Origin of the sequence: Pseudactinotalea sp. (assembly GCF_048594945.1) — a bacterium.
In the GTDB taxonomy this organism is placed as follows: Bacteria; Actinomycetota; Actinomycetes; order Actinomycetales; family Beutenbergiaceae; genus Pseudactinotalea.
Map to the genome: position 1 here is coordinate 1 of NZ_JBMDXJ010000106.1, position 15,873 is coordinate 15,873.

General features: G+C 69.6%; 15 protein-coding genes and 1 pseudogene. 8 read left to right on the plus strand and 8 right to left on the minus strand.

Going from position 1 to position 15,873, the window contains the following annotated elements; genetic code table 11:
* From ACOJSN_RS04980 to ACOJSN_RS04995, 4 genes are all read left to right on the plus strand, one after another.
* A partial coding sequence (locus ACOJSN_RS04980; protein WP_420111405.1) for an extracellular solute-binding protein occupies window positions 1-1,066 on the plus strand: 1,066 nt, incomplete at its 5' end.
* A gap of 37 nt (window positions 1,067-1,103) precedes the next feature.
* Window positions 1,104-2,099 carry an ABC transporter permease gene (locus tag ACOJSN_RS04985; RefSeq protein ID WP_420111406.1) on the plus strand — a complete coding sequence of 332 codons (996 nt, stop codon included), beginning with the start codon at window positions 1,104-1,106 and terminating at the stop codon, window positions 2,097-2,099.
* On the plus strand, window positions 2,099-2,989 hold the full coding sequence (locus tag ACOJSN_RS04990) for a carbohydrate ABC transporter permease (RefSeq protein ID WP_420111407.1): 891 nt from the start codon (window positions 2,099-2,101) through the stop codon (window positions 2,987-2,989). The genes ACOJSN_RS04985 and ACOJSN_RS04990 overlap by 1 nt, the downstream gene beginning before the upstream one ends.
* The gene (locus ACOJSN_RS04995; RefSeq protein WP_420111408.1) at window positions 2,986-3,657 is read left to right on the plus strand and encodes a DUF624 domain-containing protein; all 672 of its coding nucleotides are present in this window, start codon (window positions 2,986-2,988) and stop codon (window positions 3,655-3,657) included. The genes ACOJSN_RS04990 and ACOJSN_RS04995 overlap by 4 nt, the downstream gene beginning before the upstream one ends.
* A 4-nt stretch (window positions 3,658-3,661) precedes the next feature.
* Here ACOJSN_RS04995 and ACOJSN_RS05000 read toward each other — a convergent pair whose 3' ends face one another.
* From ACOJSN_RS05000 to ACOJSN_RS05030, 7 genes and pseudogenes are all read right to left on the minus strand, one after another.
* Window positions 3,662-4,582: a hypothetical protein gene (locus ACOJSN_RS05000; RefSeq protein ID WP_420111409.1), complete on the minus strand. Its 921-nt coding sequence runs from the start codon at window positions 4,580-4,582 to the stop codon at window positions 3,662-3,664.
* Window positions 4,583-4,623: 41 nt separating this feature from the next.
* Window positions 4,624-5,223, minus strand: coding sequence for an HdeD family acid-resistance protein (locus ACOJSN_RS05005; RefSeq protein ID WP_420111410.1), 600 nt, complete (start codon window positions 5,221-5,223; stop codon window positions 4,624-4,626).
* Window positions 5,224-6,332: 1,109 nt separating this feature from the next.
* A pseudogene (locus ACOJSN_RS05010) lies at window positions 6,333-6,437 on the minus strand (transposase domain-containing protein); the annotation flags it as partial.
* Between the two features lie 376 nt (window positions 6,438-6,813).
* Window positions 6,814-7,776 (minus strand): sugar phosphate isomerase/epimerase family protein, encoded by a 963-nt coding sequence (locus ACOJSN_RS05015; RefSeq protein ID WP_420111419.1) that lies wholly within the window; start codon window positions 7,774-7,776, stop codon window positions 6,814-6,816.
* Between the two features lie 105 nt (window positions 7,777-7,881).
* On the minus strand, window positions 7,882-8,973 hold the full coding sequence (locus tag ACOJSN_RS05020; RefSeq protein ID WP_420111411.1) for a Gfo/Idh/MocA family protein: 1,092 nt from the start codon (window positions 8,971-8,973) through the stop codon (window positions 7,882-7,884).
* 91 nt (window positions 8,974-9,064) lie between these two features.
* Entirely contained in the window at window positions 9,065-10,156 is a 1,092-nt protein-coding gene (locus ACOJSN_RS05025) for a Gfo/Idh/MocA family protein (protein ID WP_420111412.1), read from the minus strand.
* Window positions 10,153-10,899 (minus strand): sugar phosphate isomerase/epimerase family protein, encoded by a 747-nt coding sequence (locus ACOJSN_RS05030; RefSeq protein WP_420111413.1) that lies wholly within the window; start codon window positions 10,897-10,899, stop codon window positions 10,153-10,155. The genes ACOJSN_RS05025 and ACOJSN_RS05030 overlap by 4 nt, the downstream gene beginning before the upstream one ends.
* 135 nt (window positions 10,900-11,034) lie before the next feature.
* Between ACOJSN_RS05030 and ACOJSN_RS05035 the strand changes: the two genes are divergently transcribed.
* The 4 genes from ACOJSN_RS05035 (at window position 11,035) to ACOJSN_RS05050 (ending at window position 14,563) form a co-directional block, all read left to right on the plus strand.
* Entirely contained in the window at window positions 11,035-12,276 is a 1,242-nt protein-coding gene (locus ACOJSN_RS05035; protein WP_420111414.1) for an ROK family protein, read from the plus strand.
* Complete coding sequence (locus tag ACOJSN_RS05040; protein ID WP_420111415.1) at window positions 12,273-13,409, plus strand: Gfo/Idh/MocA family protein; 1,137 nt, start codon at window positions 12,273-12,275, stop codon at window positions 13,407-13,409. Before ACOJSN_RS05035 ends, ACOJSN_RS05040 begins: the two co-directional genes overlap by 4 nt.
* Complete coding sequence (locus ACOJSN_RS05045) at window positions 13,406-14,131, plus strand: ThuA domain-containing protein (RefSeq protein WP_420111416.1); 726 nt, start codon at window positions 13,406-13,408, stop codon at window positions 14,129-14,131. Before ACOJSN_RS05040 ends, ACOJSN_RS05045 begins: the two co-directional genes overlap by 4 nt.
* Window positions 14,132-14,215: 84 nt before the next feature.
* Window positions 14,216-14,563: a YciI family protein gene (locus tag ACOJSN_RS05050; protein ID WP_420111417.1), complete on the plus strand. Its 348-nt coding sequence runs from the start codon at window positions 14,216-14,218 to the stop codon at window positions 14,561-14,563.
* Between the two features lie 38 nt (window positions 14,564-14,601).
* Here the strand turns inward: ACOJSN_RS05050 and ACOJSN_RS05055 are convergent, their stop codons facing one another.
* Window positions 14,602-15,834, minus strand: coding sequence for an MFS transporter (locus tag ACOJSN_RS05055; protein ID WP_420111418.1), 1,233 nt, complete (start codon window positions 15,832-15,834; stop codon window positions 14,602-14,604).
* Window positions 15,835-15,873 lie beyond the last annotated feature (39 nt).

A 15,873-nucleotide genomic window follows, 5' to 3' on the forward strand; every position in this document is an offset into this window, starting at 1 on the left:
CGCCACCATGTACCGCGCCGACATGTTCGCCGAGGCGGGCGTCACCGAGGCGCCGCGCACGATCGCCGAGCTCACCGAGGCGCTACGTGCCTTGAAGGAGGCCTACGGCAGCGACAGCAACTACTACCCGATGAGCGGGCGCGACTCGTTCTTCAACCTCGCTTACGCGTTCGGTGCCGGCTTTGCGATCGAGGATGGCCACAGCCGCGGCTTCTACGACACCAGCAGCGGCGGCTCCTTCGACCTGATGTCGGACAGCTTCCGCGAGATGGTCGAGTGGTACAACCAGATCTACTCCGAGGGCCTCATCGACCCGATCTGGGTCGAGGGAGCCATGACCGAGGAGGACTGGCAGTCACAATTCCTCACCAGCGGCGCGTCCGTGACCACCGACTTCTTCACGCGGCCCGCGTGGTTCCTGCAGAACGGTGGGCCCGAGAACGACCCCGACTTCGACGTGCAGGTGATGATGCCGCTGGAGGGCGAGGATGGTGAGCAGATGCTCGCCGGGTCCAACGCCCGCTGGGATCCCCGCCGCGTGTTCGTGGTCGACGCCCGCTCCGAGCAGGCCGAGACGATCGTCACCTTCCTCGACTGGCTCTACACCGACGAGGGCCAGCAGCTGATGCACTATGGCGTCGAGGGCGAGACCTTCGAGATGGTCGACGGGCAGCCGCAGTACACGGTGAGGTACGACGACGTGGCCGACAACCCTGACGGCACGCCGGTCTGGGCGTTCCACCAGGACCGCATCAGCTTCGCCGCGCCGCTCGAGAACGACGCCTACTACGCCTTTCTCGACGACTTCACCGGCTCCTACGCTCAGGACTTGTTCGCCAACTACACCGTGCCGCACCCCACGATCCGGTTCACACCGGAGCAGGAGGAGGAGCGGTCGGCCATCAACGCTGCTCTTCAGCCCGCCATGCTGGCCGGCATCACCGCCTTCACCACCGGCGATCGGCCGATGACGGAGTGGGATGCCTTCCTCGCGGAGATGGACGAGCTGGGCTACAGCCGCAGCATCGAGATCACCGACGAGGCGCTCGCCGCGATGGGCAGCTGAGGGCTGAGCGCGCATGGCGACATCAGCACCATCGGCGGTGACCACCGCGGAGGTGACCAGGCCGACGAGGCGAGAGTCGCCGTCGGGCAGCAGACGCGCTGAGCCGCGGGGGCCGATCGGACCGCGGCTGCGGCGACACCTCTCACGGACCTGGCTGCTCTACCTGATGGTGCTGCCGGGACTGATCCACCTGGTGCTGTTCAAGATCGCGCCCGTGGGAGCGGTCGTGATCGCGTTCCAGAAGTACAGCCCGTTCCTCGGCATCACGGGCAGCCCGTGGGTGGGTCTGGACAACTTCGTCCAGTTCCTTGAGGACCCGCTGCTGGGCCGGCTGCTGACGAACACGATCGCGCTCGCGGTGCTGTCGTTGGTGATCGGGTTCCCGATCCCCATCATCTTCTCGCTGTTCCTCAACGAGATCCGCACCCGCTGGGTGAAGCGGACCGTGCAGACCTCCTCGTTCCTGCCGTACTTCATCTCGACCGCCGTGATCGTGTCGATCATGTTCACGCTGCTGAGCCCACGGGGCGGGCTGGTCAACCAGATCATCGAGTTCTTCGGCGGCGAGGCGATCTTCTTCTTCGCCGAGCCCGAGTGGTTCCGCCCGCTGTACGTGTTCATGGGTGTGTGGATGTCGTTCGGGTACAACACGATCATCTACATGGCCGCGATGTCGGCCATCGACCCCACCCTCTACGAGGCGGCCGAGATCGACGGCGCCAACCGGTGGCGCCGGATGTGGCACGTGACGCTTCCCTCGATCTCCAACATGATCGTGGTGATGCTGATCCTGGCGATCGGGCAGATCCTGTCGGTCGACATGGAGCGGATCCTGCTCTCCTACCGGCCCTCGACCTACGAGACGGCCGATGTGATCGCGACCTACGTCTATCGGCTCGCGTTCGCGCCGACCGGGTTCCCGAACTACAGCTACGGCGCTGCGGTGGGGCTGGTGCAGGGCGTCATCGCACTGGTGCTGATCCTGACCGCCAACCGGGTGGCTAAGCGCTACTCCGAGACGAGGATCTTCTGATGGCCCGGCGGCCCGCGTCGAAGCGCTCCAAGGTCTTCGAGATCGTCACCAGCGGCGTGCTGCTCGTGATCGCGCTCGGCTGCCTGTACCCGTTCGTGTACGTGCTGGCGACCTCGCTGTCGGACAACGTGTCGGTCACGTCCGGGCGCGTGTGGCTGTGGCCCGAGAACGTCAACATCTACACCTACGTCCATATCCTCACGAACCCCAACCTGGGGCTGCCGCGCGCCGTGGGGAACTCGCTGCTCTACACGGTGGTGGGCACCGTCACGGCGGTGCTGCTCACCTATGTGACGGCGTTCGTGCTGTCGCGGCGGAAGTTCGTGGCACGGCACGCCATCATGTTCGTGTTCGTGGCGACGTGGATCTTCGACGCCGGCATCGTGCCGCAGTACCTGGTGTTCGAGAAGCTCGGTTTCGTCAACAACTGGCTCGTGATGGTGATCCCACCTGCCGTGGGCACGTTCCTGCTGATCATCACGCGTTCCTTCCTGTTCAGCATCCCGGAGGAGCTCGAAGAGGCCGCCGCGATCGACGGAGCCAACGACTTCACCGTGATGTCGCGGGTGTACTTCCCGCTGTCGAAGGCGGTCATCGCCACGATCGCCGTGTTCTACGCCGTGCAGACCTGGAACTCCTTCCTGATCCCGCTGATCTATCTGCGCGAGCAGGCCCTGCAGCCGATCCAGCTCGTGCTGTACCGGCTGCTCGTCGCCGACGACCCGAGCGCGGTCAACTTCCAGCAGGTCGTGATCAACGGCGTGCAGATCGGGCCGCCGAACATCCGCGCCGCCGTGATGGTGCTCGCGATCGTGCCGATCGTGCTGATCTACCCCTACGCCCAGCGCTACTTCGCCAAGGGCATGATGATCGGCTCGGTGAAGGGATGAGTGCGCTCGGATCGGCGCGGCCCGTGGCCGCTGCCCGCGTGGCGCAGGCGTCGAGCGCCGTCACGTTCACGAGTGCCCTGGTCAGGATCTGCAGCGCGCTCTACCGGCTGTGGGTGCTGCATCTGCTCTGGGTCGCGGGCACACTGGCGGGCGGCATCGTGCTGGGTGTCGGACCGTCCACGGCGGCCGCGTACCTCGTCGCTGCCCGCGAGCCGGGCGAGGGGTCGGCACGGCAGCTGGCTCGAGCGTTCGCGATCGCGTACCGGCGCGGGTTCGCGCGGGCCAACGCCTTCATACTCGCCTTCGTTGCGGTGGTCGCGATCGTGACTGCGGCCAGCGCACTGCTGCCACATCTGACCGGTGTGATGGCGATCGTGACACGTGGCGCGCTGCTGGGTGCCCTGGTCCTGGCCGCCGTAGCCGCCCTCGGAGCAGGCCCGGCGGTGGTGCGCTTCGGAGCACCGCAGCGCGCGCTGGCCGATCTCCCGCGCGCGCTGCGGACCGCGTTCCTCTACGGTGTGGCGCGGCTGCCGCTCACGTTCGTGTGTGCCCTCGCGCTCGCAGCAATGGCGCTCGCGCTGCTGCAGATTCCGGGGCTCGCGCTCGCACTCGGTCCCGCGACCGTCGCAGCCCTCGCGGTCCGCCTCGAGACCACCCACCCCCGCTGAGCGATCAGCGCGCAGTCGCGCGCGCCTCGTCGAGCCGGCGCTGCGCCTTCTCGACGGCGGCCTTCGCAGCAATGTCCATCGCCTCGGCATCGGCGTAGGCCGCCTGGGCGGACTCGAGATCGGCGGTGATCGGTTCGAGCTTCTCCTCGAGGCTCTCGACCTGGCGCAGCAGCTCGTCGAGCTCGGCGCGCAGCTGCAGCACCTGCGCCTGCACGGTGCGGACCTTGTCCTTGCGCGCCCGCATCGTCTTCCCGGTCTTGACGGCGACCGCCTCGGAGCTGGCGAGGAAGGCGCGGGCGTCGGTGACGGCCTGGGCGGACTTCGCCCTCGCGGAGGCGCGCCGGGCATTGAGATCGGTGGGACCCTGCCGCGGAGGGGCCACGTCGGCACGCCCGCTGAGTACCCCGAACGGCACACCGAGCGCCTCGGTGACGCTCGTGTCACCGAATCCGGTCGGCTCCAGGGCGGTCAGCAGCACACCGCTGCGTACCGCCTCGCCCGCGTGGTCGGAGGTCATCGCCGCGTTGAGCGTGTCCTGCACCTGTTCGGTCACGGCGGCGGAGACCTTGTGCCCCAGCTCCGCGGCCAGTGCCGCACCTTCCTTCGCCACCGCCGCCGTGAGCGCGCGGCGCTGCTTGGTCAGGACCCGCAGCTCGGCGGCGTCCATCGCATCCTGTGCGTCGCTGATCTCGTCGCCCAGCGCCACGATGTCGCCGATCCGCTCCGGCAACTGCCGCACCATCATGTTGACGACCCACGCCGCCACACTCGGCTTCCGGAGCGCCCCCACCGCCGCCGCCAGCTCCGGGTCGCCCTCGGCCTTGGCGCGCTTCGCCCGCGCGTTGCGCGCGGCGATGAACTCACCCGGCGTGACCCCGTACAGATCGCGAGCGACCCCCGCCAAGCCGCCCTCCGCCGTCGTCATGGCCACTACTCTTCCCTACCTGGCGGCACGGGACGGGGCGCTCAGGCGTTGGAGTTGTTGATGACCCCATCGTCGGCGAAGTCCTGGACGACCTTGCGCACGAGCAGCGCGTTGACGACCAGAGCGATGCCGAAGATCGCGACAGTGACGCCGATCAGCCAGATCAGGGCGAGCGCGCCGTACCCAGGGCTGATGACGAGCGCGAGGCCGAACAGCACCGCAGCGATGCCTGCCACGAGCGCCCAGATCCACCCCCGGGCGCCGAGCTTGCGTAGCTCGAACGCTCCGAAGATGCGGATCGCGCCGATCACCAGCGCCCAGAACGCCACCAGCAGTGTGAAGGCGATGACCGTGGTGCTGGGGTAGCGGAGGGCGAGGAGACCGACCGCGATCCCCGCGATGCCCTGGAACACCAGCCACCCCCACCCCTCCTGGCGGTTGCGGATCCCGCCCCAGAGCGCCAGAGCGCCGTCGAGGAGGGAGTAGACGCCGAAGAAGATCATGATCGTCACCAGCGCCGAGCCGGAGAAGAACATCGCGAACGCGCCGAAGGCGATCGCGAGAATGCCCTGCACGAGCACGAGCCACCACACGGTGGTCGCGAGCTTGCGTGCCTGCGGTGGTGCGGGCGTCGTCGTCATGGCTGCTCCTGTCGGGCCGGACCGATGCCCCGGACGCTACACCCCAGGCCCGTTCTCACCGCTGATTCGACCTCCACCCGATGTCAGGCTCTCCCGACGGATCGGTGGGTCGTGGCAGCGCTGTTGCCGTGGCGGTGACAAGCGCACACCCCAAGCCCGTGGACCCCGCGCCGGGGGCTAGCGTCAATGCCGTCAACTTGAGCGGGGGCTTTGGTTGTCACGGCGGCGCGCCGGTGAGGATGGTGATTCTGATCGTGGTGTTGTGGCTGGGCCTGCGTAGCCGGCCTGTGGCGGTGTGGGGGGCGTAGTTCGAGATCGCTCGTTTCACCGCGCGCGGCGCGGGTACGTCCCCGGCGTGGAGGTAGCAGATCGGCCAGGATCTGGCGGCCGATCGCGCCGACGATGTCCACGACCATTCCTGCGGTCTCGGCGATGTGAACCGTCCGGGAGACCCAGGACGGGTTCATCGTGACCCGCCGCCGCTGGGATCCCAAGACCGCCAACTACTGCGAACGCCGCACCACGGAGGGCAAGACCAGCATAGAAATCAACCGCTGCCTCATTGGTCGAGTATGGGCTCAAGCGCTACCTCGCCCGCAAGATCTATCGAATCCTGAACACCGCGCAGCAGACCCCGATCACGGCTTGACGAACATAGAAGGATCTGTGTATGAGACACAGAGCGGCGACCATCCCAATGGTTCAATGGCGCAGGGTGCTCGTATGCGTGGAGGGCGCCTCGCGAGATGCAGCGACGGAACTGGAGATCCTGTCATTTGCATCCGGTGAGATCGTCCGAGACGCGACGACTAGGGCAATTGATGTCTACTCGGGTCCGAGGACACCGGCCGGTTGGCCCCCGGATGATTACAAGGTGACGGTTGCTCTCCAGGACCGAGAGTGGAGTTGGGTCCTTCGGCAGCTAGAGCTTTGGGGCGCCGGCGACGATTTCGACGAAGTCGAGACGGCGAAGGTACTGCTCGACGCGCTCGGTGACCCTCCGCCTGTCGCAGCTGGGCCAACCTCCTAGCCCCGATAAAGGATCGAGGCTAACGCCGCCGCGGACGCCCTCGCGATCGGGCCGACCACCCGCGGATCGAGCCCGGCGATCAGCCGGGCCAGACCTGCCGGTAGCGGCACCCGGCGAACAACGCTGCCTCAAGCAGGAGGTAGACCACCACCCGCGAGGGCAGGTCACGGACCCGACGCTGTCTCGTGCGGGTCTGGGGTCAGGAACGCGTCGACTGTCTCGAACGGCACGATCTGGGTCAGGTCGCCCAGATGCCCCAGCCTGAACGCGCGGACGTCTGGTTCGAGGTCAGCAATGACATGGTGAGCACGCAACGGAGCTCCCGGGGACGTAGAAGCAGTTTCGTCGCTACCTCTCTGACCCGGGCTCGGTTGAACCCACCGAGCAACCGCCGACACCAGTGCTTGACGCCGACCGCACCGCCCTAAGTTGACGGCATTGGGGGTAGCGTGCGTTGATGTCACATACTCAACGCTCTTCGCTCCCGAGCGGGACTGACGTGCCGTTGCGGTCAGATACTCACCGTTCCACCCCGGCTGACCGCTGATTCGGCGCGGGTTCTACTGGTTGGAGAACGCCGCGTCGAAGGAGGCCTCGGGGAGCTTCCACAACAGCGAGCGGATGTACCCGACTGCCTCGGCGGCGCCGTGCAGGCGGTCCATGCCGGCGTCCTCCCACTCGACCGAGATCGGGCCGTCGTAGCCGATGCTCGCGAGGGCGCGGAACGCGTCCTCCCAGGGGATGTCGCCGTGACCGGTGGACACGAAGTCCCAGCCGCGGCGCGGGTCGCCCCACGGCAGGTGCGAGCCGAGGATGCCGGATCGACCCGAGGCCGGGCGGATCCGGGTGTCCTTGCAGTCCACGTGGTAGATGCGGTCCGCGAAGTCGGTGATGAAGGCAACCGAGTCCACGCCCTGCCACGCCATGTGTGAGGGATCCCAGTTGAAGCCGAACGCCTCGCGGTGCCCGATCGCCTCGAGCGTGCGGACGCTGGTCCAGTGGTCGTAGGCGATCTCGCTCGGGTGCACCTCGTGCGCGAACCTGACCCCTTCGGCGTCGAACACGTCGAGGATCGGGTTCCAGCGGTTCGCGAAGTCCTCGTACCCCTCGTCGATCACCGAGGCCGGGACGGGCGGGAACATCGCCACGTACGGCCAGATCTTGGAGCCGGTGAAGCCGACCACGGTGTCGATGCCGAGCTTGCGAGCCACCCGCGCCGCCCGCTTCATGTCCTCGGCGGCGCGCTGCCGCACGCCTTCGGGATCACCGTCGCCCCACACGTAGTCGCGCAGGATCGCCTGGTGGCGGAAGTCGATCGGGTCGTCGCAGACCGCCTGCCCGCCGAGGTGGTGGCTGATGGCCCATGCCTTCAGGTTGTACTTGTCGAGGATGTCCAGGCGGGACTGCACGTAGGCGTCGTCCTCGTCAGCGCGCTTGAGGTCGAGGTGATCGCCGGACGCGGCGATCTCGAGGCCGTCGTAGCCCCACTCGGACGCCTTCTGCGCCAGTTCTTCGAATGGCATGTCGGCCCACTGGCCGGTGAACAGGGTGACGGGGAGTCGGGATGAGTCAGCCACGGTCTTCTCTCCTTGGTGCCGGGTCGAATCGTCAGTGAAATCGGGGGTTGGCTACAGATCTACCCAACCATCCGAGGCGGCAGCGCGCAGCACGGCGTCGGTGACCACGGCGGCGCGGAGGCCGTCCTCGAAGGTTGGCAGGCCGTCGATGCTCGCGCCGCGACCGGCGGCGTAGGAGTCGGCCACGAAGCTCGCGAACGCCTCCGGGTAGCCCTGCGGGTGACCCGACGGCGCCACCGAGTACCGGTTCGCCGCCTCGCTGTTCTGGCCCTCGTCGCGCGGCAGCAGCACGCTGCCCTCGCGCCGCCCCAGCCACAGCGTCTCGGGGTGCTCCTGGTCGAACGCGAGCGACTCGGTCGATCCGGCAATCTCCAGGTGCAGCCGGTTCTTGCGCCCCGGCGCCACCTGGGAGACCAGCAACGTCCCGACGGCGCCGCTCGCCGTCTCGACGACGGCCGCGGCCGCGTCCTCGTTCGTCACCCGGGCGTGCTCGGCCCGGTCGGTGACGAAGGTGCGGGTGCGGGTGGCGATCCGGCTGATGCGGTCGCCGGTCACGAACTCGACGAGGTCCACCAGGTGCGACCCGATGTCCGCGAATGCACGCGAGGCACCGCCGAGGTCGGCGTCCACGCGCCAGTTGTCGTCCTCGGAGGTGAGCAGCCAGTCCTGCAGGTAGCTGGCCGTCACCGTGAGCAGCCGGCCGGTCTCACCCCGCGCCACTCGCTCCCGAGCCTCCCGCACCAGCGGGTGGAAGCGGTAGACGAACGGCACCGTGCCGGTCACGCTCGCGGTTGCGGCCTGCTCGGTGAGTGCGGTCGCGTCGGCCACCGTGGTGGCCAGCGGCTTCTCGCACACCACGTCCCGGCCGGAGGCGATGACCGCCGCTGCCTGCTCGGCGTGCAGTGCGTTCGGGGTGCACACATGCACCACGTCGATGCTCTCGTCGGCGAGCAGCTCCTCGAGCGATCCGTAGCCCCGCTCGAAGCCCAGCCGCTGCGCCGCCTCGGCCGCGCGCTCCGGTGTGGAGGAGCTCAGCCCCACCAGCCGCGCACCGGCCAGCCGCGCCGACCGCGAGTGCATCTGCGCCATGAACCCGCCGCCAACCACGCCGACGCCGAGCCCGGCCCCGGTGAGCCCGGTCATCTCGCACCCCCGCACCGGCTGAGTGCGCACACTCGCCGTGACTGTGCGCACTCAGCGCGAAGGGTGAGGTCGGCGTCAGCGCGGGCGGACATCAGAGCGTCGCCGCCGCTGGGTCCCAGTCCACGTCCACCGGCGGTGGCACCACCACCGTGCTGGTGACGTCAACCGGCGCGCGGCCATCGCCGGCCTCGATGATCGACTGCATCACGTCGAGCACGTGGAACGCGAGCTCGCCGGAAGCCCGCTCGGGCACGCCGGCGCGGATGGCGCGGACGAGCTCGACCACGCCGGACCCGCGACCGGCCGCGGACCCCTCGGAAGCCACGGTCTCCTCGTCGTCGCGGCCACGCGTGATCACGAGGTCGCCGGAGAAGGTGTTGGGGTCGGGCACGGTGAGCGTGGCGTCGTCACCCGTGATCTCGAACTGGGTCCGGCCCAGGCGCGAGTCGAAGGAGAAGATGCTCTGCGCCGTCTGCCCGCTCTCGAACTCCAGCAGCGTGGACACGTGCGTGGGCACGTTGACCGGGAAGGTCTGACCGGCGAGCGGCCCGGACCCGATCACGCGCTCGGCGCGCGCCTTCGAGGTCACGGCGTGCGCACGGGCGACCGGGCCGAAGAACTGCACCAACGCCGTCAGGTAGTACGGGCCGATGTCGAACAGTGGGCCGGCGCCGATGTCGAAGAGGAACGCCGGGTTCGGGTGCCAGCTCTCCGGGCCGGGGGACTGCATCAGCGTGAGCGCGCCGTGCGGTGCGCCGATGCCGCCGGAGGCGACCAGCCGCAGCGCTGACTGGATGCCGGCACCGAGGAACGTGTCGGGCGCGGTCGCGACCCGCAGGCCCGCGGACTGCGCGGCCGCGAGCAGCGAGCGGCCGCTCTCCCGCTCCAGCGCGAACGGCTTTTCGCTCCACACATGCTTGCCGGCGGCGAGCACCTGCTCGGCCACCTCCACGTGCACGGCCGGCACCGTGAGGTTGACGACGACCTCGATCTCGTCGTCGGCCAGCAGCTCGGCGACCGTGCCCGAACGCGGCACCCCGAACTCGGCCGCCTGCGCGGCCGCCCGGTCCACGTCGAGGTCCGCTACGAAGCGGACGTCCACGTCACCGAACGTGGTGAGGTTCTTCAGGTACTGCGTGCTGATGTTCCCGGCGCCGATGACGCCGATGCCCGCCCGGGTCACGCGCGGATCCCGGAGAGGAAGGCGAAGCTGTCGGCCACGGCCTGGAAGCGGTCGCCACGGCTGTCGTCGAGCTCGATCACGTGCAGGGCGTTCGGCGTGGCAGCGAGGATCTCCGCGATCGGCTGCGAGCCGGAGCCCACCGCCACCTGGTCGAGGTTGTCCTTGGTGCCGGGGCCGTCCTTCACATGCACGGCGACCACCTGGTCGCCGAGGCGCTGCAACAGCCCCACCGGCTCCACGCCGCCCACGGCCGCCCAGTAGGCGTCGACCTCGAGGCCCACGGTCGGGTCGAGCTGCTCGGCGAGCACCTCCAGCGCGGCGCGCCCGTCGATCCTGTTCTCCAGCTCGAAAGCGTGGTTGTGGTAGCCGATCGTGAGGCCGTGCGCGGCTGCGATGCCGGCTGCAGCGTTGAGTCGCGAGGCTGTGTCGGCGATCTGCTCGGCCGTGGCCCAGTTCTCGGCCGGGTAGTGCGGGTCGATGACCCGCTCCATGCCGAGCGCTGCAGCGGCCGCGAAGATCGCGTTCTGCTCGCTCTCGCTCGCGGTGAGGAAGCCCTGATGGGTGGTGGGGGCGCGCAGGCCGCTGGCCTTCAGCGCGTCACCGAGGTCCGGGAAGTTCGTGAACGCGTAGGGCTCCACGAGCTCGAAACCGATCTCGGCCAGGCGCTGCAGCGTTCCGGTCAGGTCCTCGCCGGCCGCTTCGCGAACGGTGTAGAGCTGGACCGACAGGGGGGAGGTGGGCACGCGTGCTCCTTCGTCAGTGGGCACGATGCGACGCGCCCGCGGGTGTCGTCGACAACGCTCACACACTTTTGCGGGCTGGTCAATCAGAAGTCCATGTATTGATCCGCAGTAGTCGCCTGTGCTGTACTCAGAAGCATGACGCCCGCCGATCGTGGTCGCGCTGCCGGCCCCGGTCCGGGTGGGCTGCTCGCCCTCATGCTCGACGGCGTCCCGCGTACCCGCGCTGAGATCGCTCACCTCACCGGCCTCTCGCGCTCGACCGTCTCGGCGCGCGTGGATGAGCTGCTGCGCGGAGAGGTGCTCACGGCGGCCGGTGCGGCCGCCTCCTCGGGTGGGCGACCACCCGCCCAGGTGGCGTTCAATCCCGAGGCAAGGGTCGCCGTCGGGATCGACCTGGGAGCGACCCACGGCACGGCCGCGATCTGCGATCTCGCCGGTGGCGTGCTCGCCGCGGAGACGATCGTGCTGGACATCGCCGATGGCCCCGGCCTCGTTCTCGAAGCCGTGCTCAGCACGGCCACCCGCCTGCTCGACGGCGTTGCTCGGCCCTGGTCGGATGTGGCCGCGTTGGGTCTGGGGTTGCCCGGGCCCGTGGAGCACGCGACCGGACGGCCCACGAACCCACCGATCATGCCGGGCTGGGATCGGGTCGACGTCCCCGGCGAGGTGCGCGACCACCTACGCCTGCCCGGGCTCGACGTGCTGGTGGACAACGACGTGAACGTGCTGGCCCTCGGCGAGCACGCGCTGTGGTGGCCCGAGGCCGACGATCTGTTCTACGTGAAGGTCTCCACAGGCATCGGTGCCGGGATCGTGATGGGCGGCACGCTGCAGCGGGGTGCGCGTGGTTCGGCGGGAGACCTCGGACACGTGCGGGTGCCGTGGGCTGCCGACAGCCCGCGGCCTGCTGACGACCAGCGCGAGCTCGAGGACATCGCGAGCGGACCCGCGATCGCGGCACTGCTGCGCGAGGCGGGCATCGAGGCGGCCACGAGCGCCGACGTCGTCGACCTTGTCCGGGCGGGCGATCGCACTGCGATCGCGGCGGTGCGTCAGGCGGGCCGCGAGGTCGGCGCGGTCGTGGCCGGCGTCGTCAACGTGCTCGGACCCTCGGTCGTGGTCATCGGGGGGAGCGTGGGGCGCGCCGGCGAGGACCTGATCGCCGGAGTGCGCGAGGTCGTCTACCGGCACTCGCTCCCGCTCGCCACCGAGCACCTCCAGATCGTGCCCGCACGTGGCGATGCCAACGGCGGTGCCGTGGGCGCCGCGATCATGGCCGCGCGGCACGCACTCGCACCCGAGGCGATCCAGACGTGGCTGACACCTGCCGCGACCTCGACCACTGACCCGATCGACGAGAGAGAGAAACCGCAATGACCACCCCAGGATTCAGCGCCGACCGCCCGTTGCGGGTCGGCGTCGTCGGCGTCGGATGGGCCGGCCAGCAACACCTGGACCGGTACCTCGCTCGGCCCGATGTCGAGATCGTCGGCATCGCCGGCATGGAGGCCGAGGTGCTGGCTGCGCTGGCGGCCGAGCACGACATCCCGCTCGCGGTGCCCGATTGGCAGACGCTGCTGGAGCAGGGCGAGCTCGACGCGATCAGCGTGGCGGTGCCCACCTTCCTGCACGCGCCGATCGCGATCGCCGCGCTCGACGCGGGCGTGCACGTGCTGTCCGAGAAGCCGATGGCGCGGACCGCGGAGGAGGCGAATGCGATGGTGGCCGCGGCGCGCCGCGCCGGACGCGTGCTGCAGGTGGCGTTCAACCAGCGGCACCGCGGCGACCTGGCCGCGCTGGCCGAGCAGGTGGCTTCCGGTGCGCTCGGGCGGGTCTACCACGCACGCGCCTCGTGGCTGCGGCGTGCCGGCATCCCCACGTTGGGGAGCTGGTTCACCAACCGCGAGATGGCCGGCGGGGGTCCGCTGATCGACCTCGGCGTGCACGTGCTGGACGCGACCCTGCGGATCATGGGCGAGCCACGCGTGCTCACGGTCTCCGCCGTGACGCACTCCGAGCTGGGCCCGCGCGGGCTCGGCGGCAGCGGATCGGACAAGCAGGCGGTCGGGTCGGCCTACGAGGTCGAGGACTTTGCCACCGTGCTGCTGCGCCTGGAGGGTGGCGCCTCGATCACGCTCGAGTCCAGCTGGGCCACCCACCGCCCCAGCGGCGACGAGATCGCGTTGACGTTGTACGGGACCGATGGCGGCGCCGACGTGAGCGTGGTCGACTACGCGCTCACGCCCGGCCGCTACTTCGGCACGGCACCCGACGGAGAGGCGGACCTCGAGCTCGAGCCGCTGCAGTCGGGCGGGCACGCGCAGGTCGTGGACGAGTTCCTCGACGCAATCGCCGACCCGGCGAGCTGGGCCGAGCACGACGGGTCGCTGGGTGCCTCCCGCACCCGCATCATCGACGCCGCCTACCGCTCGGCGGAGGCCGGTACCGAGGTCAAGTTGGACGACGACGCCCGGGCGCCGCTCGGGCACGAGCAGGAGGTTGGCGCGTGATCAAGGTTCTGGTCTGGAACGAGGGCTGGCACGAGCAGGTCGACGCCTCGGTGCAGGCGATCTACCCCGAGGGCATCCACGGCGCGATCGCGGCCGGGCTGACCGAGCTGCTCGGCGACGAGGTCGAGGTGCGCACCGCCACCCTCGCGGACCCCGAGCACGGGTTGAGCGAGGAGGTGCTCGCCGGCACCGACGTGCTGCTGTGGTGGGGTCACATGAAGCACGACGACGTCGCCGACGAGGTGGTCGCGCGCGTGCAGCAGCACGTGCTCGGCGGCCTCGGGCTGCTGGTGCTGCACTCGGGCCACTACTCGAAGATCTTCAAGGCGCTCATGGGCACCACGTGCGGGTTGTCGTGGCGCAACGAGGGCGAGCGCGAGATCGTCTGGACGCTCGACCCCACGCACCCGATCGCCAAGGGCGTCGAGCAGCCGTTCACGATCGAGGCGCAGGAGATGTACGGCGAGCACTTCGATGTGCCGCCGCCCGATGAGCTCGTGTTCGCCTCCTGGTTCGCCGGCGGCGAGTTGTTCCGCTCCGGCATGACATTCCGCCGTGGTCGCGGGAAGGTTTTCTACTTCTCCCCGGGCGACCAGGAGTACCCCGTGTACTTCCACCCGCAGGTACGACGCGTCCTCGCGAACGCCGTGCAGTGGGCGGTCCCGGTGCCCGGCGAGCGGAAGGCGCGTGAGGCGCCGAACCAGCCGCGCACGTTCGCCTGAGAGGGGACCGAGGCGAGCAGAATGTCGAGAACCGCGGACCGCCGTCGTCATCCCGGTGACCATCACCACCGGAAGGAACGAACCATGCCGAAGTACCTGCTCCTCATCACCACCGACACCTCCGTCGCCGCGAGCGAGGAGGACCGCGCCGCCGCGCCCGATGTCGAGGCGTGGTGGCGCGGCCTCAACGACGCGGGCCGCTACGTCACCGGCGACCCGCTCGTGCCCGCCTCGCAGGCCGCCACGGTGCGAGTGCGCGCCGGGAAGGTCCAGCGCACCGAGGGTCCGTTCGCCGAGGCCGGCGAGGTGATCGCGGGCCTCGACGTGATCGAGGCCGACTCGCTGGACCAGGCCGTGCAGATCGCGGCGGGCCATCCGATGGCCTGGAGCAACGCCGTCGAGGTCCGCGAGTTCGCGGCGATGCCGGACTGACGCGTTCGCCGGCCCGACCATGTCCCGGCCGAGCCGCGTCAGGCGGCCACCGCGGCGGTGGCCTGCTCGGCCGGCTCGGGCTGGGGCACCGGCCGCGTGCGGCGCGCCCGGAGCCAGAACCAGATGGCGGCCACCGTGCCGCACGCGCTCACGGTCACCACACCCGCCCAACCGCCGTGGTGCTCGACCAGCACGCCGAGCACCACGGGCCCGATCAGCGCGGCAAGGTCGCCGAAGGTGCGGTAGATGCCCACGGCGCTGCCCTGCCGGGCCACGGGCGCGATGTCGGCCAGGTAGGCGACCTGGGCCGGTGCGGCGATGCTCGTGAACAGCCCGACCACCGCCGAGACGACGATGAAGGCGCCGAGCGTGGACGCGAACGAGTAGCCCACGAACGCCAGCGAGCTGATCAGCATGGCGGGGATGATCACCGCCTTGCGCCCGTACTTGTCGGTGAACCATCCGGCTACCCCGATGAGGCCGATGTTGAGACCCGCGATCACCCCGAGCACCAGTCCCAGCTGCGCCTCCGTCATGCCCGCCTGGTCGTACGCGAGCACCGGTACCAGGAACTGCTGGCCGCCGAAACGTGCGAAGAACACGGCGAACCCGACGATGCAGATCGCCAGCATGCTGCGATCGCGGAGCAGCCACTGGCGCCGCCGCGGCGCCTCGCCGGCAGCGATCGACTCGCTCGGGTGCTGTCGTTGCGGGCTCCTGAGCCAGAACACGCCCGCGATCGCGAAGGCCGCCGCCGCGGCACCCGAGACCAGAAATGCCGCCGTCGGACCGGACCATGCCGCGACGAAGCCGCCGACGCTCGGCCCGAGCGCACCACCGGCGAGCTGGAACGCGTGCAGGGTCCCGAGCGCTCGGCCGCGGCGCTCCGGTGCCGTGGTCGAGGCGATGAACGCGTTGCCGACGGTCACGGCGAAGCCCCCGCCGATCCCCGTGAGCACGCGCAGCACGAACAGCTGGTTCAGGTCCGTGACGAATCCGCTGAGTGCCATGAACGCCACGACGGCGACGACCGAGACCAGCAGCAACCACTTCTGGTTCACTCGCTCCGCCAGCCGCCCGGCAGGGAGATTGGCGAACAGGCGCCCGAGCCCGAACAGCGCGATCAGCAGCCCGAGGTCCGTGACGCTGGCGTCGAGGGTCTCCGCCAGCACCGGCATCACCGGGATGACGACGCCCCAGGACATCTGGGTGGCGGCCACCAGACCGGCGACGATCACCAGGTCCGCACGAACGGTGCGTGTTCTGGGCATGCTCCTCCTCACTGAGCTGGCAGGCAGCTGTGCTTGTCG